Annotated in this window: 15 protein-coding genes and 1 tRNA gene; 10 read left to right on the top strand and 6 right to left on the bottom strand. The window is 41.0% G+C overall.

Features of this window, described 5'->3' with window-relative positions:
* The first annotated feature begins 18 nt into the window (after positions 1–18).
* From HMAT_RS24840 to HMAT_RS24850, 3 genes are all read left to right on the top strand, one after another.
* Entirely contained in the window at positions 19–1,500 is a 1,482-nt protein-coding gene (locus tag HMAT_RS24840; protein ID WP_104385527.1) for an aryl-sulfate sulfotransferase, read from the top strand.
* A 34-nt stretch (positions 1,501–1,534) separates the two neighbouring features.
* Positions 1,535–4,543, top strand: coding sequence for a glycoside hydrolase domain-containing protein (locus HMAT_RS24845; RefSeq protein ID WP_199768761.1), 3,009 nt, complete (start codon positions 1,535–1,537; stop codon positions 4,541–4,543).
* 113 nt (positions 4,544–4,656) lie between these two features.
* On the top strand, positions 4,657–7,713 hold the full coding sequence (locus HMAT_RS24850) for a DUF5107 domain-containing protein (RefSeq protein ID WP_104385528.1): 3,057 nt from the start codon (positions 4,657–4,659) through the stop codon (positions 7,711–7,713).
* A 71-nt stretch (positions 7,714–7,784) separates the two neighbouring features.
* On the opposite strand, the gene HMAT_RS24855 is transcribed toward HMAT_RS24850, so the two are convergent.
* A tRNA-Pro gene (locus tag HMAT_RS24855) sits at positions 7,785–7,858 on the bottom strand.
* 229 nt (positions 7,859–8,087) lie between these two features.
* A complete protein-coding gene (locus tag HMAT_RS24860) occupies positions 8,088–8,651 on the bottom strand; it encodes a porin family protein (RefSeq protein ID WP_233789582.1) in 564 nt (187 codons plus the stop codon).
* Positions 8,652–8,983: 332 nt separating this feature from the next.
* Here HMAT_RS24860 and HMAT_RS24865 point away from each other — a divergent pair, with 332 nt between their 5' ends.
* From HMAT_RS24865 to HMAT_RS24875, 3 genes are read left to right on the top strand one after another with little or no spacing between them, the layout of a single operon-like run.
* Positions 8,984–9,517, top strand: a complete 534-nt coding sequence (locus tag HMAT_RS24865; RefSeq protein WP_104385530.1) for an RNA polymerase sigma-70 factor — start codon at positions 8,984–8,986, stop codon at positions 9,515–9,517.
* Positions 9,514–10,641, top strand: coding sequence for a FecR family protein (locus tag HMAT_RS24870; protein WP_104385531.1), 1,128 nt, complete (start codon positions 9,514–9,516; stop codon positions 10,639–10,641). The genes HMAT_RS24865 and HMAT_RS24870 overlap by 4 nt, the downstream gene beginning before the upstream one ends.
* Before the next feature lies 1 nt (position 10,642).
* Positions 10,643–12,370, top strand: coding sequence for a hypothetical protein (locus HMAT_RS24875; RefSeq protein WP_158656135.1), 1,728 nt, complete (start codon positions 10,643–10,645; stop codon positions 12,368–12,370).
* A 167-nt stretch (positions 12,371–12,537) separates the two neighbouring features.
* Here HMAT_RS24875 and HMAT_RS24880 read toward each other — a convergent pair whose 3' ends face one another.
* From HMAT_RS24880 to HMAT_RS24895, 4 genes are all read right to left on the bottom strand, one after another.
* Positions 12,538–12,990 (bottom strand): KTSC domain-containing protein, encoded by a 453-nt coding sequence (locus HMAT_RS24880; RefSeq protein ID WP_104385533.1) that lies wholly within the window; start codon positions 12,988–12,990, stop codon positions 12,538–12,540.
* Positions 12,991–13,044: 54 nt separating this feature from the next.
* Positions 13,045–13,266 (bottom strand): VF530 family DNA-binding protein, encoded by a 222-nt coding sequence (locus tag HMAT_RS24885; RefSeq protein ID WP_104385534.1) that lies wholly within the window; start codon positions 13,264–13,266, stop codon positions 13,045–13,047.
* A gap of 83 nt (positions 13,267–13,349) precedes the next feature.
* Positions 13,350–13,871: an NADPH-dependent FMN reductase gene (locus HMAT_RS24890; protein WP_104385535.1), complete on the bottom strand. Its 522-nt coding sequence runs from the start codon at positions 13,869–13,871 to the stop codon at positions 13,350–13,352.
* Between the two features lie 109 nt (positions 13,872–13,980).
* On the bottom strand, positions 13,981–15,123 hold the full coding sequence (locus HMAT_RS24895) for a hypothetical protein (RefSeq protein WP_104385536.1): 1,143 nt from the start codon (positions 15,121–15,123) through the stop codon (positions 13,981–13,983).
* Positions 15,124–15,230: 107 nt separating this feature from the next.
* On the opposite strand from HMAT_RS24895, the gene HMAT_RS24900 reads away from it, so the two are divergent.
* From HMAT_RS24900 to HMAT_RS24915, 4 genes are all read left to right on the top strand, one after another.
* Positions 15,231–15,788: an RNA polymerase sigma factor gene (locus tag HMAT_RS24900; RefSeq protein WP_104385537.1), complete on the top strand. Its 558-nt coding sequence runs from the start codon at positions 15,231–15,233 to the stop codon at positions 15,786–15,788.
* Positions 15,789–15,960: 172 nt separating this feature from the next.
* Entirely contained in the window at positions 15,961–17,064 is a 1,104-nt protein-coding gene (locus HMAT_RS24905; RefSeq protein WP_104385538.1) for a FecR family protein, read from the top strand.
* A gap of 169 nt (positions 17,065–17,233) precedes the next feature.
* Complete coding sequence (locus HMAT_RS24910) at positions 17,234–20,509, top strand: SusC/RagA family TonB-linked outer membrane protein (protein ID WP_233789587.1); 3,276 nt, start codon at positions 17,234–17,236, stop codon at positions 20,507–20,509.
* Between the two features lie 12 nt (positions 20,510–20,521).
* A complete protein-coding gene (locus tag HMAT_RS24915; protein ID WP_104385633.1) occupies positions 20,522–22,117 on the top strand; it encodes a SusD/RagB family nutrient-binding outer membrane lipoprotein in 1,596 nt (531 codons plus the stop codon).
* Positions 22,118–22,143 lie beyond the last annotated feature (26 nt).

Raw genomic sequence — 22,143 nt, forward strand, 5'->3', positions numbered from 1 at the left:
CGAATAAAAAATGTGCAGATGAAATTATTCAAAGCAATTAGTGTACTAGCTGTTATTGCGGCTGCTTCCGTTGGTTACTATTATTATACCAACCAGATTGAAATCGAAACGATTGAACTGACATCCCCAAATAATCTTCCTCTGGATGAGGATATTCATGTGCGCCTCAATAAAGCCGCGGATGTATACATTGAGTACTGGAAAGAGGGTGATGCAGCTGTACAACAAACTGTCAGGTCGGGATCGGCTCTCAGTCATCGTTTTCACCTATTGACGTTGGAACCCAATAGCAGGTATAAATTTCGGGTGGTCATCGATCGGGCAATCCCCACCAAATCCAATGAGCAGTCTTTTAAAACCAGGCCACAATCGCCCTGGATGGTACATGACTGGATCAAAGCTGATCATCCACATGATGAAAAAGCACTGGGAAATGGTCTGGTATTATTATGCTACCGTGGATATCCAGGTTATATGGCCATGGTGGATGGGAAGGGAACGATCCGATGGTATTGGCAGGATGAGAAACTGGGGGTACGCTTAGCTTCTTTGACGCCTAGGGGAACAATTTTGGCTTTGCTAGCTCCTGCGAGCAAAGATGAATTCAATAAACCCAATCAGCCGAATAAGAAATCCACCAATGCCAGTTATTACCTGCGTAGTGGACGGATCGGATTTGTAGGGGGGACCGTATTGGTTGAGATTGATCTGACAGGGAAAGAACTTACCCGAATAGACCTCGACAAAAAAGGGATCGTTATGCATCACGATGTACAGATGGATCAACAACATAATATTGTTGGTATCGTCCGGGATTTTAGAATAGACGATAGGCCTAGGCACCCCAGAGATACCCTTTGGGGAGATGCGATCTTAACGATGGATACCAAGGGAAATGTGTTGAAAAAATGGTCTCCTTGGACAAAATGGGATATCCAGAATGATAAAAAGCTGGATAGCTTGAAGCACGATAGATTCCATTTTAATACGATTTCTTTTGATAGGGACAGTAACTATTTGACTTCTTCACCTATTGAAAATCAGGTGTGGAAAATTGATGCGAAAACAGGTGATATCCTCTGGAAACTGGGAAAGGATGGAGATTTTAAATTGAAGGATAATGAGCTGTTTTATTTTCAGCATGCACCGCATATCACCAAAACAGGTGAGCTCTTATTGTTTGACAATGGTGATTTTTCGCCCCGGGATAGTACCACAGCCAATAAACAGTCTCGCGCTATAGCCTTTAAGCTCGACCAAAAAAATAAAACGGCTTCCATGGTTTACGCAGCCCCTATTCCCAAAAAGCAATTTACGGCCAGAATGGGAAGTGCTTATGCGTTAGACAATGGTAACTTGCTGCAAACAAGTTCCAAGACGGGCTCTGTGCTCATTACCGATAAAAAAGGGCAGGTATTGTGGGAACTGAATGCTTATTTTATACCATACCGGGCGGTATATGTCCCCGCGGAAATTTGGAGTAAATACCGAAAAAACTAATTAAAATCAATGCAGATTCCTAATTTATATGCTGATGAAAAAAACTATAACCTATTTTAAGCTGGCAACAATACTCGCCGTATCTTTGATCGTAAACACAGTTGGGGCACAGCTGGCCTGTCCGCCTGAAAAGCAAAAATGGGATGCTGATCAGCTGGGAAACCATCGCGCAGTACTGAAGGTAAACTCGGATCAAAAAGAGATTCAGGTAGTTATTCCCTGGCGCAACCGATGGGTGGGCGCAAACCAACAGGTAATTATCGTGGACAGTACCAGCAGTAAGCAAATTGCGCCTAGCAATTATTTGTGGATGAATGCTGAATCTGGTGGCATACGCTTTCAGCCGACTTCCGGCAGGGGGATATATTATGTCTACTACTTGCCCTATAAGATGGGGGGGCGGAGCCGTAATTACCCTGATGCAATCTATCTGAAAAATAGTGCACCCAATGCGGCGCAAGCGACAAAAAATACCGTCATAACTTCCAAAGGTGTCACTGTCGAACGGTTTGATGCCGTGGATCAGTACAATGGCAATGACCCTATGGAGGTATTGGCAACTAAAGTGGAAATCAAAAATTTTTTAAATCGCCATGTAAAAGAAGATTATTTCATTTTTCCCGAAGGACGGGAGTTTCCGATCAAAATGGAAGATGACCTCCCACAGCTGTGGATGACAAAAGCGAAAGTTCGGAGTCAATTGGAGGGCAAGGCACAAAAAGGTGAATATTATGCTTTTCAATTGGGATTGTGGTCGCCCAAACAAGATCTAAAAGCGATTCAAGTGTCATTTTCAGATTTTAAGTCCGATGACGGAACCGTTATTGCAGCCAATAGCTTGAGCTGTTTAAACACACAGGGCACAGATTATACGGGAGAAGCGATGCATTTAACAGTGAATGTACCTTTGAATAAGATACAGGCGTTGTGGTGTGGCATGCAAGTGCCTGAAAATATTCCGGAGGGAACTTACTTCGGAATAGTGACCGTAAAGCCGAACAATGCTACGGCTAAGAAGGTTAGGCTGGTATTTCAAGTAGCTGAAAATGCTAATGGAACCTCCAGTGCCGACCAGCCCTGGAAAATGACGCGTTTGCCATGGCTTAATTCAACATTGGCACAAAAGAATACAGTTATAGCTCCGTATACGCCAATTGCATTGACAGCTGATTCTACATTACAACTCTTAGGACGTGAAGTTAAACTGAGTCCAAGTGGCCTGCCTAAACAGATTAGTACATTTTTTACGCCTGAAGTGACATCCATCTCAACACAGCCCAATGCATTATTGTATGAACCTGTACATTTTCATTTCTATCGTGCTGCAGACGGAAAGGAGATACAGTTAAAGGCTACGGGTGTTCAATTTAAAGAGAAAAATGAAGGTGAGTATCGTTGGATGGCGAAAAATGAATCGGCCGACCTTACTATGGAAGTAGAAGGACGGCTCGAATTTGACGGGTATCTACATTATGTGGTTAAGCTAACGGCTTTAAATGATATTGCCTTAAAAGATATCAATATGCATATCCCAGTCATGCCTGACAAGGCAAACTACTTTATGGGACTGGGACAGAAGGGAGGCAAAAGACCAGAACAGCTTGTCTGGAAATGGGATGTTGCCAATAAGAATCAGGATGGGGGCTGGATCGGTGCCGTAAATGCAGGACTTCAGTTTTCCCTTCGCGATGAGCATTATTCACGACCGCTAAATACAAACTTCTATCTTCAAAAACCATTGGTGCTGCCAACCTCCTGGGGCAATGATAACAAAGGTGGGATAGACATTGGTCTCAAAGGGAAATCGGTTTTGGTCAACAGCTATAGTGGCGAACGCCAGTTAGAAAAGGGAACGGTACTCTATTATAATTTTAATCTATTGATTACGCCATTCCATCCGATCAATACCGAGGCGCAGTGGAATGAACGTTACTATCACGCTTATAAACCCGTGGATTCGGTCGTTGCCAGCGGGTCGAATGTCATCAATATCCATCATGCCAACGTGATCAATCCCTATATCAATTATCCATTTATTGCGACCAAAGAGATGAAGCAATATATAGATCAGGCGCATCAGGCCGGATTGAAGGTGAAGATTTATAATACCGTACGCGAAGTATCCAATCGAGTTTACGAACTCTACCCTTTAAGGAGCTTGGGGAATGAAGTGTTTTCATCAGGTAAAGGTGGTGGTTACTCTTGGTTGCAGGAGCATCTGGGGAAAAATTACATCGCCGCCTGGTATGTTCCGGAATTTAAAGATGCCGCAATTATTAATAGCGGCATGAATAGATGGCACAACTATTATGTGGAGGGCATGAACTGGCTGGTCGACCACATTGGCATCGATGGAATCTATCTGGATGATGTTGCATTCGATCGGGTAACAATGAAACGCATTAAGCGGGTATTGACCAAAAATGGAAAATCGGGTCTCATAGATTTGCACTCTGCGAACCAGTATAACAAAAGCGACGGCTTTAACAATAGTGCGAATCTTTACCTTGAACATTTTCCTTATATCAATAGATTATGGTTTGGAGAATATTTTGACTATGAAAACAATCAGCCTGATTTCTTTCTGACCGAAGTGAGCGGTATCCCTTTTGGATTGATGGGTGAAATGCTTCAGGATGGCGGTAATCCCTGGCGTGGAATGATCTACGGGATGACCAATCGGATGCCCTATCAGAAGTTGACTCCAAAGGATTTATGGAAAACATGGGACAACTTCGGTATCAAGGGAAGCAATATGATCGGCTATTGGTCTCCAAATGTTCCGGTAAAAGCGGATAACGAAAAGGTATTGACAACTGTTTATGCCAAACCTGGAAAAGCGATGGTCGCTATAGCCAGCTGGGCAGATACTGACGTTGATGTGATGCTGGCGATTGACTGGGTTAAACTAAGCATTGATCCCAAAAAGGCAAAATTCTCGATTCCGACGATAGCCAATTTTCAGCCGGGAACCGCATATACGCCAGGCGATAAGATTTCTATTGCGAAGAATAAAGGAATTATTTTGTTAATAGAACAATAGAACAATTCGCATGTAAATAAATTCGAGCTGTTGTAGACTAAATCGGAGGAGAGGGGGAATGGTGGTCGAAAATTTTCGATAGCTCGTTGATTAATGGATAAAATAGGTATTCAATGAAAAAATGGCTTGTGTTATTGGTCTTGGGGCATGCTATGCTGACTGTGTTGGCTCAAAGCCCCACCAAAGTCTCTGAAAGGAAAAAACAGTATATAACCTATCCGTTTTCGGATCCCGACCCGATCGCATCGGTGCAAAAGCTATATCCTTATTTTCGATTTGATGGTTTTACAGATACCGCTATTGAAAAGGAGTGGAAGACTGTCGTCCTGGAAAATGATTATATCCGAGTCCAGATTATGCCTGAAATAGGCGGTAAGATCTGGTCTGCTTACGATAAGATAGGTAAACGGGATTACATTTATAACAACGGCGTGGTGAAATTCAGAGATATTGCCATGCGGGGGCCTTGGACAAGTGGTGGTATTGAGGCAAATTATGGTATCATCGGCCATACACCGAATACATCCACTCCCGTGGATTACCTGCTGCAGAATCACGCTGATGGTAGTGCAAGTTGCTTTATCCATGCTTTTGATCTGTTGAGCCGGAGCAACTGGACTTTGGAAATTCGGTTGGAAAAAGACAAAGGTTATTTCTCTACACGTTCTTTCTGGTCCAATACCAGTGCTGTGGAGCAACCATACTATACCTGGATGAATCTGGGGGTAGCTGCTGGTGAAGATCTGAAGTTTTTGTATCCGGGAAACCGCTATATCGGTCACGATGGGGATGCCCATCCGTGGCCAATTGATGCGAAGGGACGCGATCTGTCTCATTATCGTGAAAATGCGTTTGGTAGTTCGAAGTCATACCATGTGCTAGGTGCACATAGTAGGGCCTTTGGTGTATATTATAAGGATCGCGATTATGGCATAGCCCGATATGCCTTACGTGAAGATAAATTGGGTAAAAAAATATTTCTATGGTCACAGGCAGGGGACGGACAGATCTGGGAAAAGTTGCTGACCGATCAGAGTGGTCAGTATGTGGAGATTCAGAGTGGTCGGCTATTCAATCAAAATGTGTCATCGAGCAGTTTAACACCATTCAAACAAATCGGATTTGCGCCTTATCAGAGTGATTCATGGACAGAGTATTGGATGCCGTTTGCGGGAATAGGGCAGCCGAAAGGTTTTCAACTATCTGCTGCGCTACAGGTGAAGCAAGAAGCAAAAACACTACTGTTAACGGTTGACCCCAAGCGGCCTATAAAGGACAGTATCTTTGCGCTCGATAGTAATGGAATGATGTTGGGAGCCAGTTTTTTAGTTGCCCAAGTAGGGGAAGTGAAACAAGTCGCTCTGGAATTGAAAAATGACGATATACCCTATTATCTCAAAATGGGGCCGGATTATTTCGATTTACGGCAGGATGAAAGTGGAAAGGCGCTAGATCGGCCAATGGAATTGATCAAAGAGTCACCCCCGGATAGTAATCAAACAAAACTATTTCAAGCTCGTGATCTCCTCCGGTTTAGGCAATATGGAGCAGCGGAAGCACTGTTAAACGGTTTGACGGAAAAGCAAGTTCCCAAATTGGACCTCCTGTTGGAAAGGGCAAAGCTAGCGTGGTTCAAAATGGATTATAAAGCGTGTTATGCTTATGCACGCCAGGCGCTGGCAACGGATACTTATTACGCCCCGGCAAATTATTATTATGGTCTGGCGGCCATCAAGCTGGGGAAAGTACAGGATGCATTGGATGGTTTTGAAGTGGCATCGTTGGATCCGGTGTGGCGTAGCCCAGCGTATCTGCAGCTTGCCAAACATCACTATCGGATCAAACAGGATGAACCGGCACTCGCCTATGCCGAAAAAGCAATACTGTCGAATGCTTTAAATATAGATGCACTGCAATTGCAGCTGCTCATTCAAAAGCGAAAAGGAATTCCGATGGACACTGCTTCGTATCAACGGATTGCTCGATATGATCCGTTCAATACTTTTATTCAATTTGAGGAGAAAAATGAGGTGTTATCGAAGCAGGAATTTGCTGCTGAAAAATGTTTTGAATTGGCGATCTGGTATGCTGACTTACACGAATATAAGCGTGCGGCTGCCGTCCTTCATGGAAGCGATCCGCAGACGGAGATGCTATTGTGGCTCGCCTGGCTGACCAAAAATGATCCTATACTGAGCCAGAGTTACCTAACACGAGCGGTAGCAAGCAACCCTGCCTTTGTGTTTCCGTTTCGTGAGGAAAGTGAGCCGGTGTTTGAGTGGGCCGCAGAGCGGCTCAAAAGCTGGAAAGTAGCTTATTTGCAAGCGTTACTTTATCGTTTTCGAAATCAAGGCCAAAAGGCTCAACAGCTATTGGCTATTGTAGAGAACGAACCAACGGATTTTGGAGCCTACTTTGCCCTGAAATCAAGTCTGGAGGGAGATAAGCAGATTGATTTGGCCATTGCGGATATGCAACGAGCAACCACCACCGAGCCGCATCAATGGCGGTATGGACTTCGTTTAGTAGCGTTGTTAAATCATGGGAAACGGTATGAACAGGCGCTTCGGGTTAGTGGAAACTATCGCCGGGCATTTCCAAGGAATTATATCTTGACTTTGGCACATGTGCGGACGCTATTGTTGAATCAGGAATATGTACGTGCTGAAGCTGAATTGAAAAAGGTTAAAATCCTTCCTTTTGAAGGGGCAACCGAGGGGCATAACTACTATGTACAGACCAAATTAATGCTGGCTTATCTGTATCTGCGGCAGCAAAAGTATAAGGAAGCAAGTCTGAAAGTAGAAGAATCCAGAGCTTGGCCACTCCATCTAGGCGTTGGGGAGCCCTATGGGGATGAAAAGAATGAAATTTTGGCCGATTGGCTTGCTGCTTTTCTCCAAAAACAAATAGGAAATAGTAGCGCCGAAACAAGTTTTTTGCAACACTTAAGCCTGCATAGGGAAACCAGAAACAAGTATGAATATCTGCTCCGGCAGCTCGCTGCACAACGAGTGGGTATAGTACCCGCTACTGAAACGAAAAATATACTGGCAACCGGCGAACAGAGTGACAGGTTACTGGATCAAATCAAAAAGGATGACTTAATCGCATATTGGCCGGAGCTCATTCGAAGAATTTATTTTGAACAAGATCAACGCATGTTTTAATCAAATGTGAGCATTGTTTAAAAAATAAAAGCCACTTCAATTTCAACAATGAAGTGGCTTTTATTTTTCCGTCGGGATGGCCGGATTTGAACCGACGACCTCCAGCACCCCATGCTGGCGCGATACCGGGCTACGCTACATCCCGAATTATTCCAATACGAATGGACAGGATAATCCTTCGTTTTGTAAAGAATAATTTTTTGGTAGCGCTAAAATAATAATTATTGACAAAAAATAAAATCTAATTAAAAAAAATGGGATGTCCGACTTTTTTGACATCCCATTTTTTTTAATTTTATTCGGGTTCCCCCTGCATGCCTTCTCAAATATTCAATCCTTAGGGAAGGTACTTTTGTTTTTTGAAGGAGTCCGCGTTAGAATTTGTAGCCGACCATAATGCCAACTGTTTTGTTCTTGGCGTCTAAAGTTTTGTCCACGCTCGTAAATCCATGACTGTAGTAAGCATCTACGGTAAAGCGACTGACGTCTATGCCAATTCCAGCTCTGCCGTCAAGAGAGAATTTCTTATAATCTGTAACAGCACTGGATTTGACGGTTTTTAGATCATAGTTTAATTGTGGTCCTAATAAACCGCGAAGGCTGAAATCGCCGTTTTCTAAAAATTTATAGCCAAGCTGTAGGGGAAGATTGACCTGATAAAATTTAGGGGTCTTCTGTGTGTTTTCAAAAGTATACTCCTTTCGCAATAAACTGGCTCCAATGCCGGGTTGGAAGAAGAGACGATCCCCGACACGTGCAAATACGGCGACAGACACGCCTACTTTACCATTATTGTCTTTGACAGAATTGTTTCCAAATGATGTCATGTGGTAGTTGCTTCCTACCTGTATACCATAGGTCACTTCCTGTGCTCGTGCCGTACCTGTTATTCCCAAGACTGTCAATGCCAATAAGGCCACTTTGAATGTTGTTTTCATGTTTAATACTATTTTTATTATCTATTTTCCAATGCACTTTTATGTTATGACAACGGAAAATCAGTCTACCCTTAGAAAAAAAACATTTTTCTATTTTTAGATAATTAACTTTAGTTCCAATCTCGGAAGAGGGATCATCTTCGCAATTTATAAGGTGACAGGACAAATCGGCCAATGCTGCTTAATACACAAGGGATGCAATCATATATAGCGTTGTTTAATAGACGGTTATTTTATAGAAGAAAAAAAATAAAAAAATAATAAGGGTAATCACTACTTGTGTTGTCTTAGTAATAAAGTAGATTGTTTAATCAATATGGTAGAGTTAACCAATGTCGGAAAATAAAGAAAAGAATTTCGAGCAGCTTTTTCGAGCGCATTACAAGGAATTACATCGTTATGCTTTTAGATATCTAGGGGATAGTGATGGGGCCGAAGAGGTCGTACAGCAAGTATTTCTGCGATTATGGGAGAAAGACTGGGAAGAGCAGATCCATACTTCGCTGAAAGCATACCTATATCGTGCTATTTATAATGAGAGCATGAACGTCCTTAAGAAGGAACAACGTAAGTTTAGATATCAGTCTTATGAACAGCATCGGCAGGAGTGGGAGCCGGCTGTAGACGAAAGCAGCAAGGACCTGGATAATAAATTAAGGGTTGCCTTGGCTGAACTGCCCGAAAAAAGCAGGACTGTATTCGAATTGAGCCGTTTTCAGGAAATGAAATACAAAGATATTGCAACTACATTGGATCTGTCCATAAAAACAGTAGAAGGGCACATGAGCAAGGCTTTGCGTCACTTACGTGTCGAACTTATGGATTATTTGACATTGATTATTTTCTATCTTATCTATCTGTTATGAATAAGGAATTACTGGAAAGATATATCATTGGGGAAACCAATGAAGTAGAAAATAATCTGGTACAGCGTTGGTTGAAGGAAGATCCTGACAACATAGCGGAATACCTAAAAGTGAAAAACGTATTTCTATCTTATCTATATGCTATGAATAAGGAATTACTAGAAAGATATATGGTCGGGGAAACGAATGAAACTGAGCGTATGATCGTAGAGGAATGGTTAAAAAAAGACGCTAATAATAGGGAGGCATATTTGCAAATGAAAAAGTTATGGGATAGCTTGCCTAAACCCCTGGAGGTTCCAGAAGTGGATGTGGATAAGGCTTGGATGGATTTTAAAATTGTTAGGGACAGAAGAGCATCGGAATCTACTGAAATCCCCAAAAAGAAAACAAAAGTGATGCAATGGAACTGGTGGGCTGCGGCGAGCATTTTGCTGGTCTGCATGGTGGGATTCTATGTGTTTGACCGTTCACAGCGGAAGGAAATGCACCTTGTGAGCCAAGACGTCGTACGTCAGGACGCATTGCCTGACGGATCTATAGTCACGCTCAATAAGAATACTGAACTGGCCTATTCCAGTACGTGGAGTAATAAAAATAGAAATGTAGAAATAAAAAAAGGAGAAGTGTTTTTTCAAGTGCAAAAAGATAAAAAGCATCCTTTTGTGATCGCGACAGGTAATACAAATATAACAGTAGTGGGGACAAGTTTTAATGTGCGTCGCATTCCCAATGCAACGGAAATCATCGTCGCCACGGGGTTGGTCAAAGTGGCTTATGCAGATAAAGAGATTTTCCTACGGCCGGATCAGATGCTTACGGTTAGAGATACAGATACGATGAAAGTTGAAAGGAGGCCTGTTCAGGATAAATATTATAAATACTATGTAGATCGCGAGTTCAATTTTGAAAATACGCCTTTGCAACGAGTGGTTGAATTGCTGAGCCGTGCCTATGACTATAAGATTATTATCGATGACCCCGCTGATCGGACACTCATTTTGACAGCAAAATTCGAACAAAATAGTCTGGCTGAAATCATCCGTGTAATTGCCAAGAGTTTAGACTTAAGCGTTCAAGTAGAGGGCAAAGAAATCCACTTAACAAATAATAAAAAGCGATAACATGTTTTCGAAACAAAATTGTACAGATAGCTTCATGATCCTATTTTTAACAAAGCGAATCAGGTTTTATATCCTATTTTCACTGCTATGCTCCTTTCAATGGGGGCTAGCGCAGCAAAAGCTCGCTGCGGAAATTCAAATGCCTGCTTTCTCAAAAACTACCGTCGGCGAAGTCTTTCAGTTACTTAAAGAGCGGCAGGATGTACTCTTTTCCTTTAACGGAAATATCTTACAGATGGACAGTGTCATTTACCCCAAGGCCTATAAGGGAAATCTATACGATTACCTCGATGGAATTTTGGGTAAAGAGTATAGCTTCAAAGAATTAGGCAAACATATTATTGTTCAATATACGCCACAACGGATGTCGGTTGATTTTGAGGTACAGACTCCGAGGAAAGACAAGGTTGTGATCACGGGATATATCAAAAATATCCGAACCAATAATCCGATTTCCAATGCCAGTATTTTTGACCGAAGTGCCTTAATATCGACATTAACGGACAAAGATGGTTATTTTGAATTAGATGTCAAGAAAAGGAGTGATCTGATCGCGGTTAATGTGAGCAAGGAAATGTTTCGGGATACCAGCGTGATGGTTATTTTTCCTATTGAAGCTAAGACCGGTGACAAAAGGAAACGTGAATATGGGTATTTTGAAGGCTATGAAGAAGATCAAGGCCTTTATAAGTCTTTTTTTGGCCGAATATTCCTATCTCCTGCCCAACAGATACAGAGCATGAACCTCGGTGGTATGTTTCTGTATAGTCCTTATCAAATTTCTATGACGCCTGGATTAAGCTCACACGGCTTTATTCGGTCGCAGATTGTCAATAAGTTTTCATTAAATATCATTGGTGGAGCAACTGCTGGGGTGAAAGGTGTTGAGCTCGGAGGAGTATTTAATATCAACCAATATAATATGCAGGGGTTTCAGGTGGCGGGGGTATTTAATACCGTAGGCGGCGATGTAAGTGGAGTACAGTTAGCGGGGGTAGGTAATCGAGTTTTTGGCACGGTTAAGGGTGTTCAGATTGGCGGGATATTGAATAAGGCTGACACGGTACGGGGCATACAGGTTGCCGGGGTTGCTAATACCGCAGTGGATGCTGCTGGAACAACCCAATTAGCTGGTGTATTAAACAATAGTAGCGCGGATGTGGGTATTCAAATTGCGGGTATTGCCAATAAAGCAAAAAAAGTAAAGGGATTTCAACTGGCCGGAATTGTTAATATTGCTGATAGTAGTGATTACCCGATCGGTCTATTAAATCTAATCAAAAACGGAGAAAAAAGCCTTTCGTTGGCAATAGACGAGAATCGGTACCTTGGACTTCAATTTCGCTCCGGTGGCAGGGTACTTTATAGTGTATTATCTGTCGGTGCAGCGCTTGTTGATGATGGACCTTCTAAATATGCTTTTGAAGCAGGTTTAGGGGCAGTTCTGCTGAATACGTCCAAGTTTGTGCTTCGCACAGAGATCACGACACGTAATCATCTGACAGAAAAATTTAAATTGTTGGATAATCACCAGTCTTCTTTCCGTATTATACCGGCCTATAAATTAACCGAAGCCTTGTCTATATTTGTAGCGCCAAGTTTCAATTATGCTGAACGGGATGAGGACACTATTTCTGGGGCAGGCACCCGTTGGAAAACTTGGGGAAGAGATCGCACGAGAAATACGTTCTATGGTGGTGGCATCGCTGGTCTGATGTTAAAATTATAAAATTAATCAAAACTATCTAGGGTATATAAGTGTTATACAGATAGCTTTTAAACATTTAACATTTTACATAAGCGCCCTTTGTTGTATTAACAAAGGGCGCTTATGCTTTCATCGATACGTAGTCTATAAACCAGTATGTATAATGATCGGTTGAAATTACGCTTTCACTAGGCAACAACCGTGGCTGTTTTCAATACATTCCGGTAAGGATAGGAATGAAAAATATGTCTACGTGCAAATCGTCCTAAAGAATCTGCATTGACAAATTTTACATAATCATTTCGTTGGACACCAAAGTATTCGTATTGACTGCCATCGTGGAAGGTGATTGTCAATATTTGGGCCTTCCAGTCAATATCCTGAATACCCGAATTCGTAATAGTCTCTGTATAGATCGGTAATTGCTGTTCAATAGTTTCCGGGCAGATGCTTACCAAAAAATGATAAGCTTCAATCATTTCTACGCTTTTTTCTTCGGCAGCCAAACGACCTTCTTCGTCATTGACAAATTTATCCGGATGACATTCTTTCATAATCGTCCGATAGGTGGATTTGAGCGTCTTGAGATCCGCTGATTTATCTACATTTAACAACTTTCGGTAGTCGGCAATTTTTTTCATGGCTGCAAAGATATGCTTAATAATCAGATTATTTGCATTATCCCGGAAATAAGATTACTTTTTGTGCAGGGTTTTGACATAGAGCTGTTCAACCTTCTCACGCGCCCAAGGGGTTTTCCGTAGAAAAGTTAATGCGGATTTTATGCTTGGATTTTCATTGAAACATCGGATGGCTATCCTTTGCCCGAGTTCTTCCCACCCATAATAGTCGACCAAATACGCAATGATGGCATCTAATCGTTTTCCGTGTAATGGATTATTGACTTGTTCTTGCATGTTGTAAAGGTAGTAATCTTTGTATATTTTAAATGACTTTTTATTGCATTTACATAGCATTTAAATGGATTCAATAAGATTTTTTAGCAGGATTTTTTGAGCTGTTTCGCAAGCTTATCAAGCTGTTGGTCAAGTTTTTCATCCCAGATATTTCCCGTCGCGTCGAGTTTGCCCTTTACTCCTTGGATAAGCAGGTTTCTCTCGGGATCAAGCTGTGCGCCAAGCCCCTGCATGATGCGCTGTAATTCGGCATGGCCTGTCTCTCCTTGGGCCGACGCGGTAATAATGCTGACAGGTTTGTCCGTAAAAATAGTAGTCGCAGCGCACCACTCAAGCAGGTTTTTTAACCCACTGGGAATGCTGAAAATGTATTCTGGACTACTGATCAATACCAGATCTGCATCTTGAATGACCTGACGTAAGGCAATGATTTCTATTGGCGGACGGGATGTGCTTTCCTCGGGATCGAAATGAGGCAATTCTTTTAGACGGTCAAAGACAACGAGATTCACCTCCGGATTTACCTTATGTTGGAGATGCCGTACGAGCTGGTGATTGGACGAATGTTCACTTGCACTACCTATTATCGCGAAAATGGTTTTCATTGAATATATTTACTTGTTGGACGCTAAGGCCCGGATTGTTTAATGTATACTGTACCAGTACTGGCAGTTTAGGTTTGCCCTAAAAGATTCTGAAGCCGCTAATTTACGATTATAGATCCACACGATTGACATAGTTTTTGGCCTGAATGTAATTTTTTCGTTCCAGAAAAAATAGCAGTATTGTAGGATATAGTGTGAAAATATGACTACTATTGAAACTGTTTTGATGTCCCTTTAATAGAATCTCACAAATAATCATTACGAAAACTAGCAGAAATAGGTTGAGTATAATAATGGCTTTTAAGTCTCTTTTTCTTGAAAATTGATATTGGATGAAACTGGGGTAATCTATCGTCATAAAGGCAAGCTGGCTGAGTAAAAAGCTTACTGTGCCAATAAGAAAAAAGATACCCTGATTAGTATATGATTGTATGATTAACGATTCTAATACGATAAAATCTCTCTGAAAATAGAAAAAACATACCATACCGAGCAAGAAAAAAAGAAATAGTTTATGCCCTTTTTTTTCGAGTTGGATCAGATTGGTCAGTTTATTTAATGTATCAAATAATTTGCAGATGATCGCTGTAATAACGAGGCAAACAATACTGTTGATCTGAAATGTACCAAAAAGACTAATAATATCGTCGTCTTGTTCCGTCTGCAAATAAGCTTTTCGAATCAGAAGAAAGAGACAGAAAATAAGATTATAAATCGCAGCATAAAAAGAGATGCGCTGTAGTAATAGGAGCTTTCGGTCTTTCTTATAACGTTCATCCGGAGTTTTCGTCGCTTCGACAGTGGAGATATTGGTAGCCCCACCTAAATTGGGCTGCCCTAAACCTTGGTCTGTATTATCTATGGATTGTGAAGACGTTGTTTGGAATCTGGAAATAGCTGCTGATTGCTCAGCGTCTTTCGGACTCGCCGAAACCACGCTGTTTTCATCAATTTTGGGATCAACAATTTCGGCGTCTATAATCTCTTCTTTTTCGGAACGAAATTTTTGCGGCGTAAAATAGATGATAGTCTTTCGGAGCAAAAAGACAATGATAGCAATCCATGCCAAAGCAAAGACTGTCAAAAATACCCACTTCATCATCAACAATCGGATACATAAGTAAAGTATTGGTGTGATTAAATAAGCCAAAATACCTTTTGGACGCATCTTTCGATGATCTTTAAGCCACTTCAACACATAGAAGTTCAATACAATACAGATAAATAAGGTAATTATAATCTCAGACCACATACAAATAACTATATCTAAAGATAAAAACTTTTTCCTTTTACGGATTAAGTTTATACTTTTGGAAATAAGGACTTATATTAGCTTTAATACGGATTATATGCTTTGTTATGAGAAATAAAATGGGGTACCGCCTGTTGTGGGAGCGTATTCGTACGGGTGACGAGGCAGCATTTTTTGATCTGTATGCGGCACTCTATCAGGAGCTTGTTAATTTTGGAATCCGCACTTGTGGTGATAGTGACCTGGCAAGTGAAGCAACTGATCAGGTTTTTGTAAAGATCTGGGAAACAAGGGCACAGCTTGAACGTGTTGAAAATGTACAATCCTATCTTATTACCTTTCTAAAAAGACGTATTCTGCGTCTGATCGAAAAACAGCATAAAATTAATACGGCACTACAAAATGTCAAAGCAGAGGATGAATGGATTGAGATGCCTTACGAAGAGTTTGTGATCAAAGTGCAAACCAATGAGATTATTCAGATCCGTTTAAAGGAAGCCTTGGAGAAGCTGTCTTTTCGCCAGAAGCAATTGGTCAATCTGAAGTTTTTTGAAGGCTATTCTTATGAAAAGATCTCAGAGATCACCCAGATGTCTGTAAAAACCGCTTACAATACGCTTTATGACGCATTGAAAATCTTACGCGAGGAACTAAAGGATATTTAATGCGCTCGTCTACAGATGCTGATTCATGTACAGCATTATGGTATATCGAATAACATCTTTATAGGTTTTATAAAAAAATAAAATACTCATAATGAGGTTGTTATAAAATATTTTATTTTTTTCTTAGGAAAAAAGCTGCTTTCTGGGCACTATAGGTTAAATACCCATTAGAATGAGCCAAAAAGATTATAAACAGTTAGAGGATTTTTTGATTGACGATACTTTTCAGAAGTATTGCTCCGGAGAGGATAAAAACTGTATCCTTTACTGGCAACAATACAGCTTAAATCATCCCGAGCAGGCTGAAATGATCTTAAAAGCAAAACGTCTTTACCAGATATTGGTGGGAAACCGAAAATCCGTCCATGAACAAATGGAAAGATTAAAGACTGATCTTCAAAATGCTCCGGTTGAATCTTCATCTATCCGTCGAATAGCCTGGTCAAGATGGGCTACTATTGCTGCGGTATTCGTTGCTTTAGTGGCAGGCGGATTATGGTACTATTCCCGTTCAACAAACGGTATTGATCCACAAACGATAACAAACATTGGTCAGGTTTATCAGACAAAGAAGGGGGAGAAAAAGACCTTTGAGCTAATTGACGGTAGTTCTGTTACCCTAAACTCTGCGAGTAAACTGGAGGTGTCTTCGGATTTTAACCGTGAATTGCGCCTTGTGAGGTTGATTGGTGAAGGCTATTTTCAGGTCGCAAAGAATAAAGAAAAACCATTTATGGTGCAGGCTTCTGATTTTGATATCAAGGTTTTGGGAACAACCTTCAATGTGAAAAGTTATCCTGAAGAACCAACGGCCGAGGCTGTATTGGTGGAGGGATCTATTGAGATGAAAAGTAAAGGACAGCGCGAGAATTCCGTTATCATTAAACCAAATCAGAAAATTACGATATTCAAAAATCAAGCTGCGCTTCTGATCAATCCAACTAAGGGAAGTAAACCAACCTTAAGTAAATTGCCCATTAAGGAAATTGCAATCGAAAATATTCCGGTAGTGGAGTCAAATGCCACCGAAATACCTGATATCGCCTGGAAGGAAAATAGATTAGAAATTGTGGACCAAGATTTCGAAACTTTACGACGCACCCTGGAGCGTTGGTATGACGTGGACATTCAGCTTCAAAGTGACCAATTAAAGCAATATCGCTTCACAGCAACCTTTAGCAAAGAAAATATTACTCAGGTACTGAGTGCTTTACAAAAAGTCGAACCTTTTAAATTTGAATTGTATGGGAAAAAAATAACTATCTCAGAAAAATAAAAAGGATGGTGGACCAACACCATCCTTCATTGAAAAAATGATTAACCAAAAGCAGCAACATTGGGGCGTGCTGCTTAATATTAATTTTAACCAACACTAAAATATGATTAAAAATTGCTTATTGCAAATGCGCAATGGATATATTGTGCATTTTAGATTCATTATCCGGATGAAACTAGCCTTAATTATGACTACGTGTGCTGTAATGAATGTCTCAGCATCTGTATATTCCCAACAAAAAGTTTCCTTGGATGTTCAAAAAACAAAACTGAGCAAGGTACTTAAGCTGATCGAAGAGCAAAGTGACTATTATTTTGTTTATAATTCGACCAACGAAAACTTAAATAAAGAAGTATCCGTCAATGTCAATAATACGAAAGTATTGGACGTTCTGGCGAAGCTTTTCAATAAAAGTGGACTGGTATATTCGGTATCAAAAGAGGGCCTTGTTGTGGTGAGCCAACAGCAACAGGTTTCCGTTTCGGGTTCAGTAACAGACGACAAGGGGAATCCCTTAGCAGGAGCCAGTGTGCGTGTTAAAGGAACTGCTGTTGGACGGGCGACCGACATCAATGGACGGTTTTCCATCGAAGCATCAACGGGTAATACGTTGATTGTTTCCTTTGCAGGCTATGCTTCACAGGAAGTGGCTGTGACGAAGGATGGCGACATAAAAATCATCTTAATTGAAGACAATCGGATGTTAAATGAGGTCGTGGTGACTGCATTGGGAATGAAAAAGGAAAAACGTTCGCTAGGGTACTCCGTTACACAGGTTGCCGGTGAGTCCCTGACCACTGCGCGCGAAAATAATGTGATGAATTCACTTGTCGGAAAAGTTGCGGGTCTGGATATTAGCTCAACTTCGGGTGGGGCGGGGGCTGCATCGAATGTAACAATACGTGGGGTTTCCAGTATCTCACAGTCCAATCAACCTTTATATGTGATCAATGGTATTCCAATGGAAAGCAAGCCTGTTGGTGTTGGAAATGCAAATTCTAGAGGAAACTCGGGTAGTCAATGGGACAATGCACCAGATCTAGGTGACGCAATCAGTAACATCAATCCTGACGACATTGAAAGTATTTCGGTATTAAAAGGCGCCGCGGCTTCAGCTTTATATGGTTCGCGAGCTAAAGCAGGTGTTATTTTGATTACAACCAAATCCGGAAAAGGAAATTCAATAGATTTTAACAGCAACTATGTTGCTGAGAAAATTATCGATCAAACGAACTGGCAAACGGTATACGGTCAGGGGGCAAACGGCGAAAAACCTGCCGATGGTAAGGCAGCTGCACAAGTTGGAGGATCTAGCTGGGGAGCGAAATTGGATGGCAGTCCAGTGGTCCAGTTTGACGGTGTTTCGCGGCCTTATTCCTATCAATCAGGTAATCTGGGACGTTTTTATCGTACCGGCTCCACTTGGACAAATACCCTGGCATTAAACAAAACATTCGAAGGCGGTTCAATCCGTTTCTCTGGTACGGATGTGAAAAATAAATCTGTTGTTCCCAATTCGGGATTGGATCGACAATCCTTTAATCTGGTCGGTCTGTTTGAACCATTGAAAAGGTTGACCATTGATGCGCGTTACAACATGATCTTGGAGCAAGTGAAAAACAGACCCATGGTGTCCGATATGTCAGGTAATGCCAATTTTAACGCGATGTTTTTGCCCACCAGCGTCAATGTGGACGATTTGAAACCCTGGAAGAAAGAAAATGGGTTTGAACTTCCGTTTACAACAGGTAATACCTATGCAACCAATCCTTGGTTTGCGGCTTACGAGTTTCAGAATAACACAAAAAGAGATCGTTCAATTGCTTCATTGACGGCAAAATATACGCTTGAAAATGGACTGTTTATCCAAGGACGTGCAGGTCGTGATGCTTATAATGATCAATACAGAAATGTTTTGCCTACCGGGACAGCTTATTATGAGTATGGAAAAATAAATGAACAGCAAACAAAATTTGCCGATATCAATGCAGATATCTTAGTGGGCAAAGCTTTTAGTTTTGGTGATTATACAGTAACACCAAATATCGGTGCCAGCTATCGCAACACAAAAATGTCGCAATTAACAAACTCGGGGACCGATTTTATTATTCCGTTCGTTTATAATATATTAAACGCTAAAAATAAATCTGTCAATTACCTGGAAAGCGAGTCGGAAACTCAGTCTGTATATGGTACAGCGGAATTCGCTTATAAGGATGTATTTTATCTGACAGGTAGCTTGCGCTCGGACTGGTATTCCACGTTGGCAACACCGGGTTACGACAATAAATTAAATTCGGTTTATCCTTCAGTTTCAGGTTCATTCATATTTTCTGAGTATTTTAAACCATCTTGGTTGTCTTACGGTAAATTGAGAGCTGGTTTCGCTCAGGTGGGGCAGGCTACTGATCCTTATCAGACATTATTGACCTATAATTTTAGAGGTGAGAATTTAAATGGAGCACCTTTGGGATCGATTAATAATAGGAATATACCAAATACTTCGTTAAAAGCTTCAATTGCGAATGAGTTGGAAATTGGTGCTGAGCTTCGCTTGTTGAATGATCGTGTCAATCTAGATTTGACTTGGTACAACAAGAAATCTAAGAATGAAATTATCTTCAATACAACCACTCCTGCGACAGGCTACGCCGCGGCTGTATTGAATTCGGGGGAAATGCAAAACAAGGGTTTTGAAGCATTACTTTCAGCAACTATTGTTAAAACCGAAAACTTTAAATGGATCTCTTCTCTCAATGGATCCTATAATGACAATAAGATTATCTCATTGGCCGATGGATTAAAAGATCAGTTGGTGGCGACCTCGCGTTCCAATGTAGGGTTCATTATGAATAAAGTAGGGATGTCCGCATTTCAGGTAATGGCTTACGATAATAAATACGACAAGGATGGAAATATCGTAAACTTGGCTGATGGTTCACCTGACCGTGGCGAATTAAAGGCTTATGGCTCAGCAATGAATAAATGGTTTGCGGGTTGGAATAACGAATTTAACTATAAAAACTTCAATCTGTCTTTCCTCATAGATGGTAAGTGGGGTGGTAAGTTATTTTCAGCGACAGATTATTATGGATATATCTGGGGATTGCATCAAAATACAGTGGAAAGACGGGAAGAGATTGGGCGAGCAGCTGCTAAGTATTATGAAAATACGGCAAACAATGTATCTAAAAACTTTGTCAACAGTGCCGACTTTATAAAATTTAGACAATTAATCATTGGTTATACCTTCCCAACAGCAATGTTTAATAATAAAATAAAATCCTTAAATGTAAGTGTTGTGGGACGGAATCTCTTTACATTGATGCGTAAAACCGATAATATTGATCCAGAATCTAGTTACAATGCAACATTCCCTGGTCTTGAATTGGGAGGTGTACCGGCTATTCGTACGTTTGGAGCAAACTTAAGTGTTAAATTTTAAATCTAAATGGAAATGAAAACAATGATTAAACCGATTATATCTACGCTAGCCCTTGGTCTCCTATGTGTGATGGGAAGCTGCACAAAAGATTTTGAAAAAATAAATACTGATCCAATATCTTATGGTAAGGAAACTTGGGATCCAAATTATACCTTGTCCTCATCACAATTATTCTATACGGGTAGTTTCGACTTTGCTTACGATACCTGGCGTGGAAATTTGATTTATTCAGCCACTATGATGCAGGGATTATCCACAGTAATTAGTTATTGGGCAGGCGATAAATATTTGCTAAATGAAGGGTATACTGCAGCTTACTGGGGAAATGGTACTGTAGGAGCATATATTGAGCAGGTAAGGAATATTCAAGATGTTATCGTGAATACCAAAGGAAAGCCGGAACTTAATAATTTATACCAGGTGGCCCGTATCTGGCGAGCTGTTATCTTTGCGCGGCTAACCGATCTCTATGGGGATGTGCCTTATTCGGAAGCAGGTGTTGGATTTTATGAAAAGATTTATAAACCCAAGTTTGATAAGCAACAAGATATCTACACAGACCTACTAAAAGAAGTGGACGAAGCAGTCGCCGCTTTAAAGACAGATGGTGATCGTGTTTTTGGGGATGTTATCTATAAAGGGAATATTGATAAATGGAAACGTTTTGGAAATTCCTTTTTGCTGCGTCTAGCAATGCGCCTAGTGAAAGTTGATGAGACCAAAGCAAAACAATATGCTACCAAAGCTGTAGCGAATACATTGACGAATAATTCTGAAAATGCTTACATCTTACACGATGAAAGTGGTTCGCGTGTCACTCAGAATAGAAATTCACAGGTACTATTGGGAGATGGCGGACAAGAATGCTATTATGTGAAGTGGTCAAATACATTTATTGATTTTCTAAAGAAAAATAATGATCCTCGTTTAGGTTTAGTGGCTGTGACCAAACTATATTTAAAAGACGATGTTAAAGCACAGAATCCGGATTATGTAAGTAATCCCGCCGTTCAAAAAGGTATGCCTAATGGAAAGGATTTGAGTTCTGACCCTAAATATAAAATTAGCAGTGATCCAAGTTTTACCACATTCCCCGATTATTCATCTCCGAATCCAAAGATGATAAAAAGGAATGGTGTAACATTTATCTTAACTTATGCTGAGACAGAGTTACTAAGGGCTGAAGCTGCACAGCGTTGGGGGATTGGAGGTTCGGCTGCCGAGCATTACAAAAATGGATTGAAAGCTTCTATTACATATTTGAATCAATATGATGCAGAACTAGTTGTTTCAGATGTGCTGGCGGAGTCTTTTGCTGTTGCGAATCCTTATGATGCAAGCAAGGGATTGGAGCAGATTAATACACAGTATTGGGCGCATACGATTACCATGCTGGATTTTTATGAAACTTGGGCCAACTGGAGACGGACAGGGTTTCCAAAACTGACGCCTGTCAACTACCCTGGAAATGCTACTTCGGGAACTATTCCACGTCGTTTTCCATACCCTTCTACGGAAGAGGCTATCAATGGCGAAAACTTTAAAGCAGCAGCAGCAGCGGTACCTGGAGGTGATAATCTTGCAGGTCGGGTCTGGTGGGACAAATAATCACAATGGTTTGTTTTTTTTTGAGG

Origin of the sequence: Sphingobacterium sp. HMA12, assembly GCF_002933815.1 — a bacterium.
In the GTDB taxonomy this organism is placed as follows: Bacteria; Bacteroidota; Bacteroidia; order Sphingobacteriales; family Sphingobacteriaceae; genus Sphingobacterium.

Excerpts from the sequence above, each read along its gene's own strand:
- HMAT_RS24850 (WP_104385528.1), top strand. The coding sequence starts at position 4,657 with ATGAAAAAATGGCTTGTGTTATTGGTCTTGGGGCATGCTATGCTGACT.
- HMAT_RS24910 (WP_233789587.1), top strand. The coding sequence starts at position 17,234 with ATGAAACTAGCCTTAATTATGACTACGTGTGCTGTAATGAATGTCTCA.
- HMAT_RS24915 (WP_104385633.1), top strand. The coding sequence starts at position 20,522 with ATGAAAACAATGATTAAACCGATTATATCTACGCTAGCCCTTGGTCTC.
- HMAT_RS24870 (WP_104385531.1), top strand. The coding sequence starts at position 9,514 with ATGAATAAGGAATTACTGGAAAGATATATCATTGGGGAAACCAATGAA.
- HMAT_RS24840 (WP_104385527.1), top strand. The coding sequence starts at position 19 with ATGAAATTATTCAAAGCAATTAGTGTACTAGCTGTTATTGCGGCTGCT.
- HMAT_RS24845 (WP_199768761.1), top strand. The coding sequence starts at position 1,535 with ATGAAAAAAACTATAACCTATTTTAAGCTGGCAACAATACTCGCCGTA.
- HMAT_RS24860 (WP_233789582.1), bottom strand. The coding sequence starts at position 8,651 with ATGAAAACAACATTCAAAGTGGCCTTATTGGCATTGACAGTCTTGGGA.
- HMAT_RS24905 (WP_104385538.1), top strand. The coding sequence starts at position 15,961 with ATGAGCCAAAAAGATTATAAACAGTTAGAGGATTTTTTGATTGACGAT.
- HMAT_RS24880 (WP_104385533.1), bottom strand. The coding sequence starts at position 12,990 with ATGAAAAAAATTGCCGACTACCGAAAGTTGTTAAATGTAGATAAATCA.
- HMAT_RS24890 (WP_104385535.1), bottom strand. The coding sequence starts at position 13,871 with ATGAAAACCATTTTCGCGATAATAGGTAGTGCAAGTGAACATTCGTCC.
- HMAT_RS24865 (WP_104385530.1), top strand. The coding sequence starts at position 8,984 with ATGTCGGAAAATAAAGAAAAGAATTTCGAGCAGCTTTTTCGAGCGCAT.
- HMAT_RS24885 (WP_104385534.1), bottom strand. The coding sequence starts at position 13,266 with ATGCAAGAACAAGTCAATAATCCATTACACGGAAAACGATTAGATGCC.
- HMAT_RS24875 (WP_158656135.1), top strand. The coding sequence starts at position 10,643 with ATGTTTTCGAAACAAAATTGTACAGATAGCTTCATGATCCTATTTTTA.
- HMAT_RS24900 (WP_104385537.1), top strand. The coding sequence starts at position 15,231 with ATGAGAAATAAAATGGGGTACCGCCTGTTGTGGGAGCGTATTCGTACG.
- HMAT_RS24895 (WP_104385536.1), bottom strand. The coding sequence starts at position 15,123 with ATGTGGTCTGAGATTATAATTACCTTATTTATCTGTATTGTATTGAAC.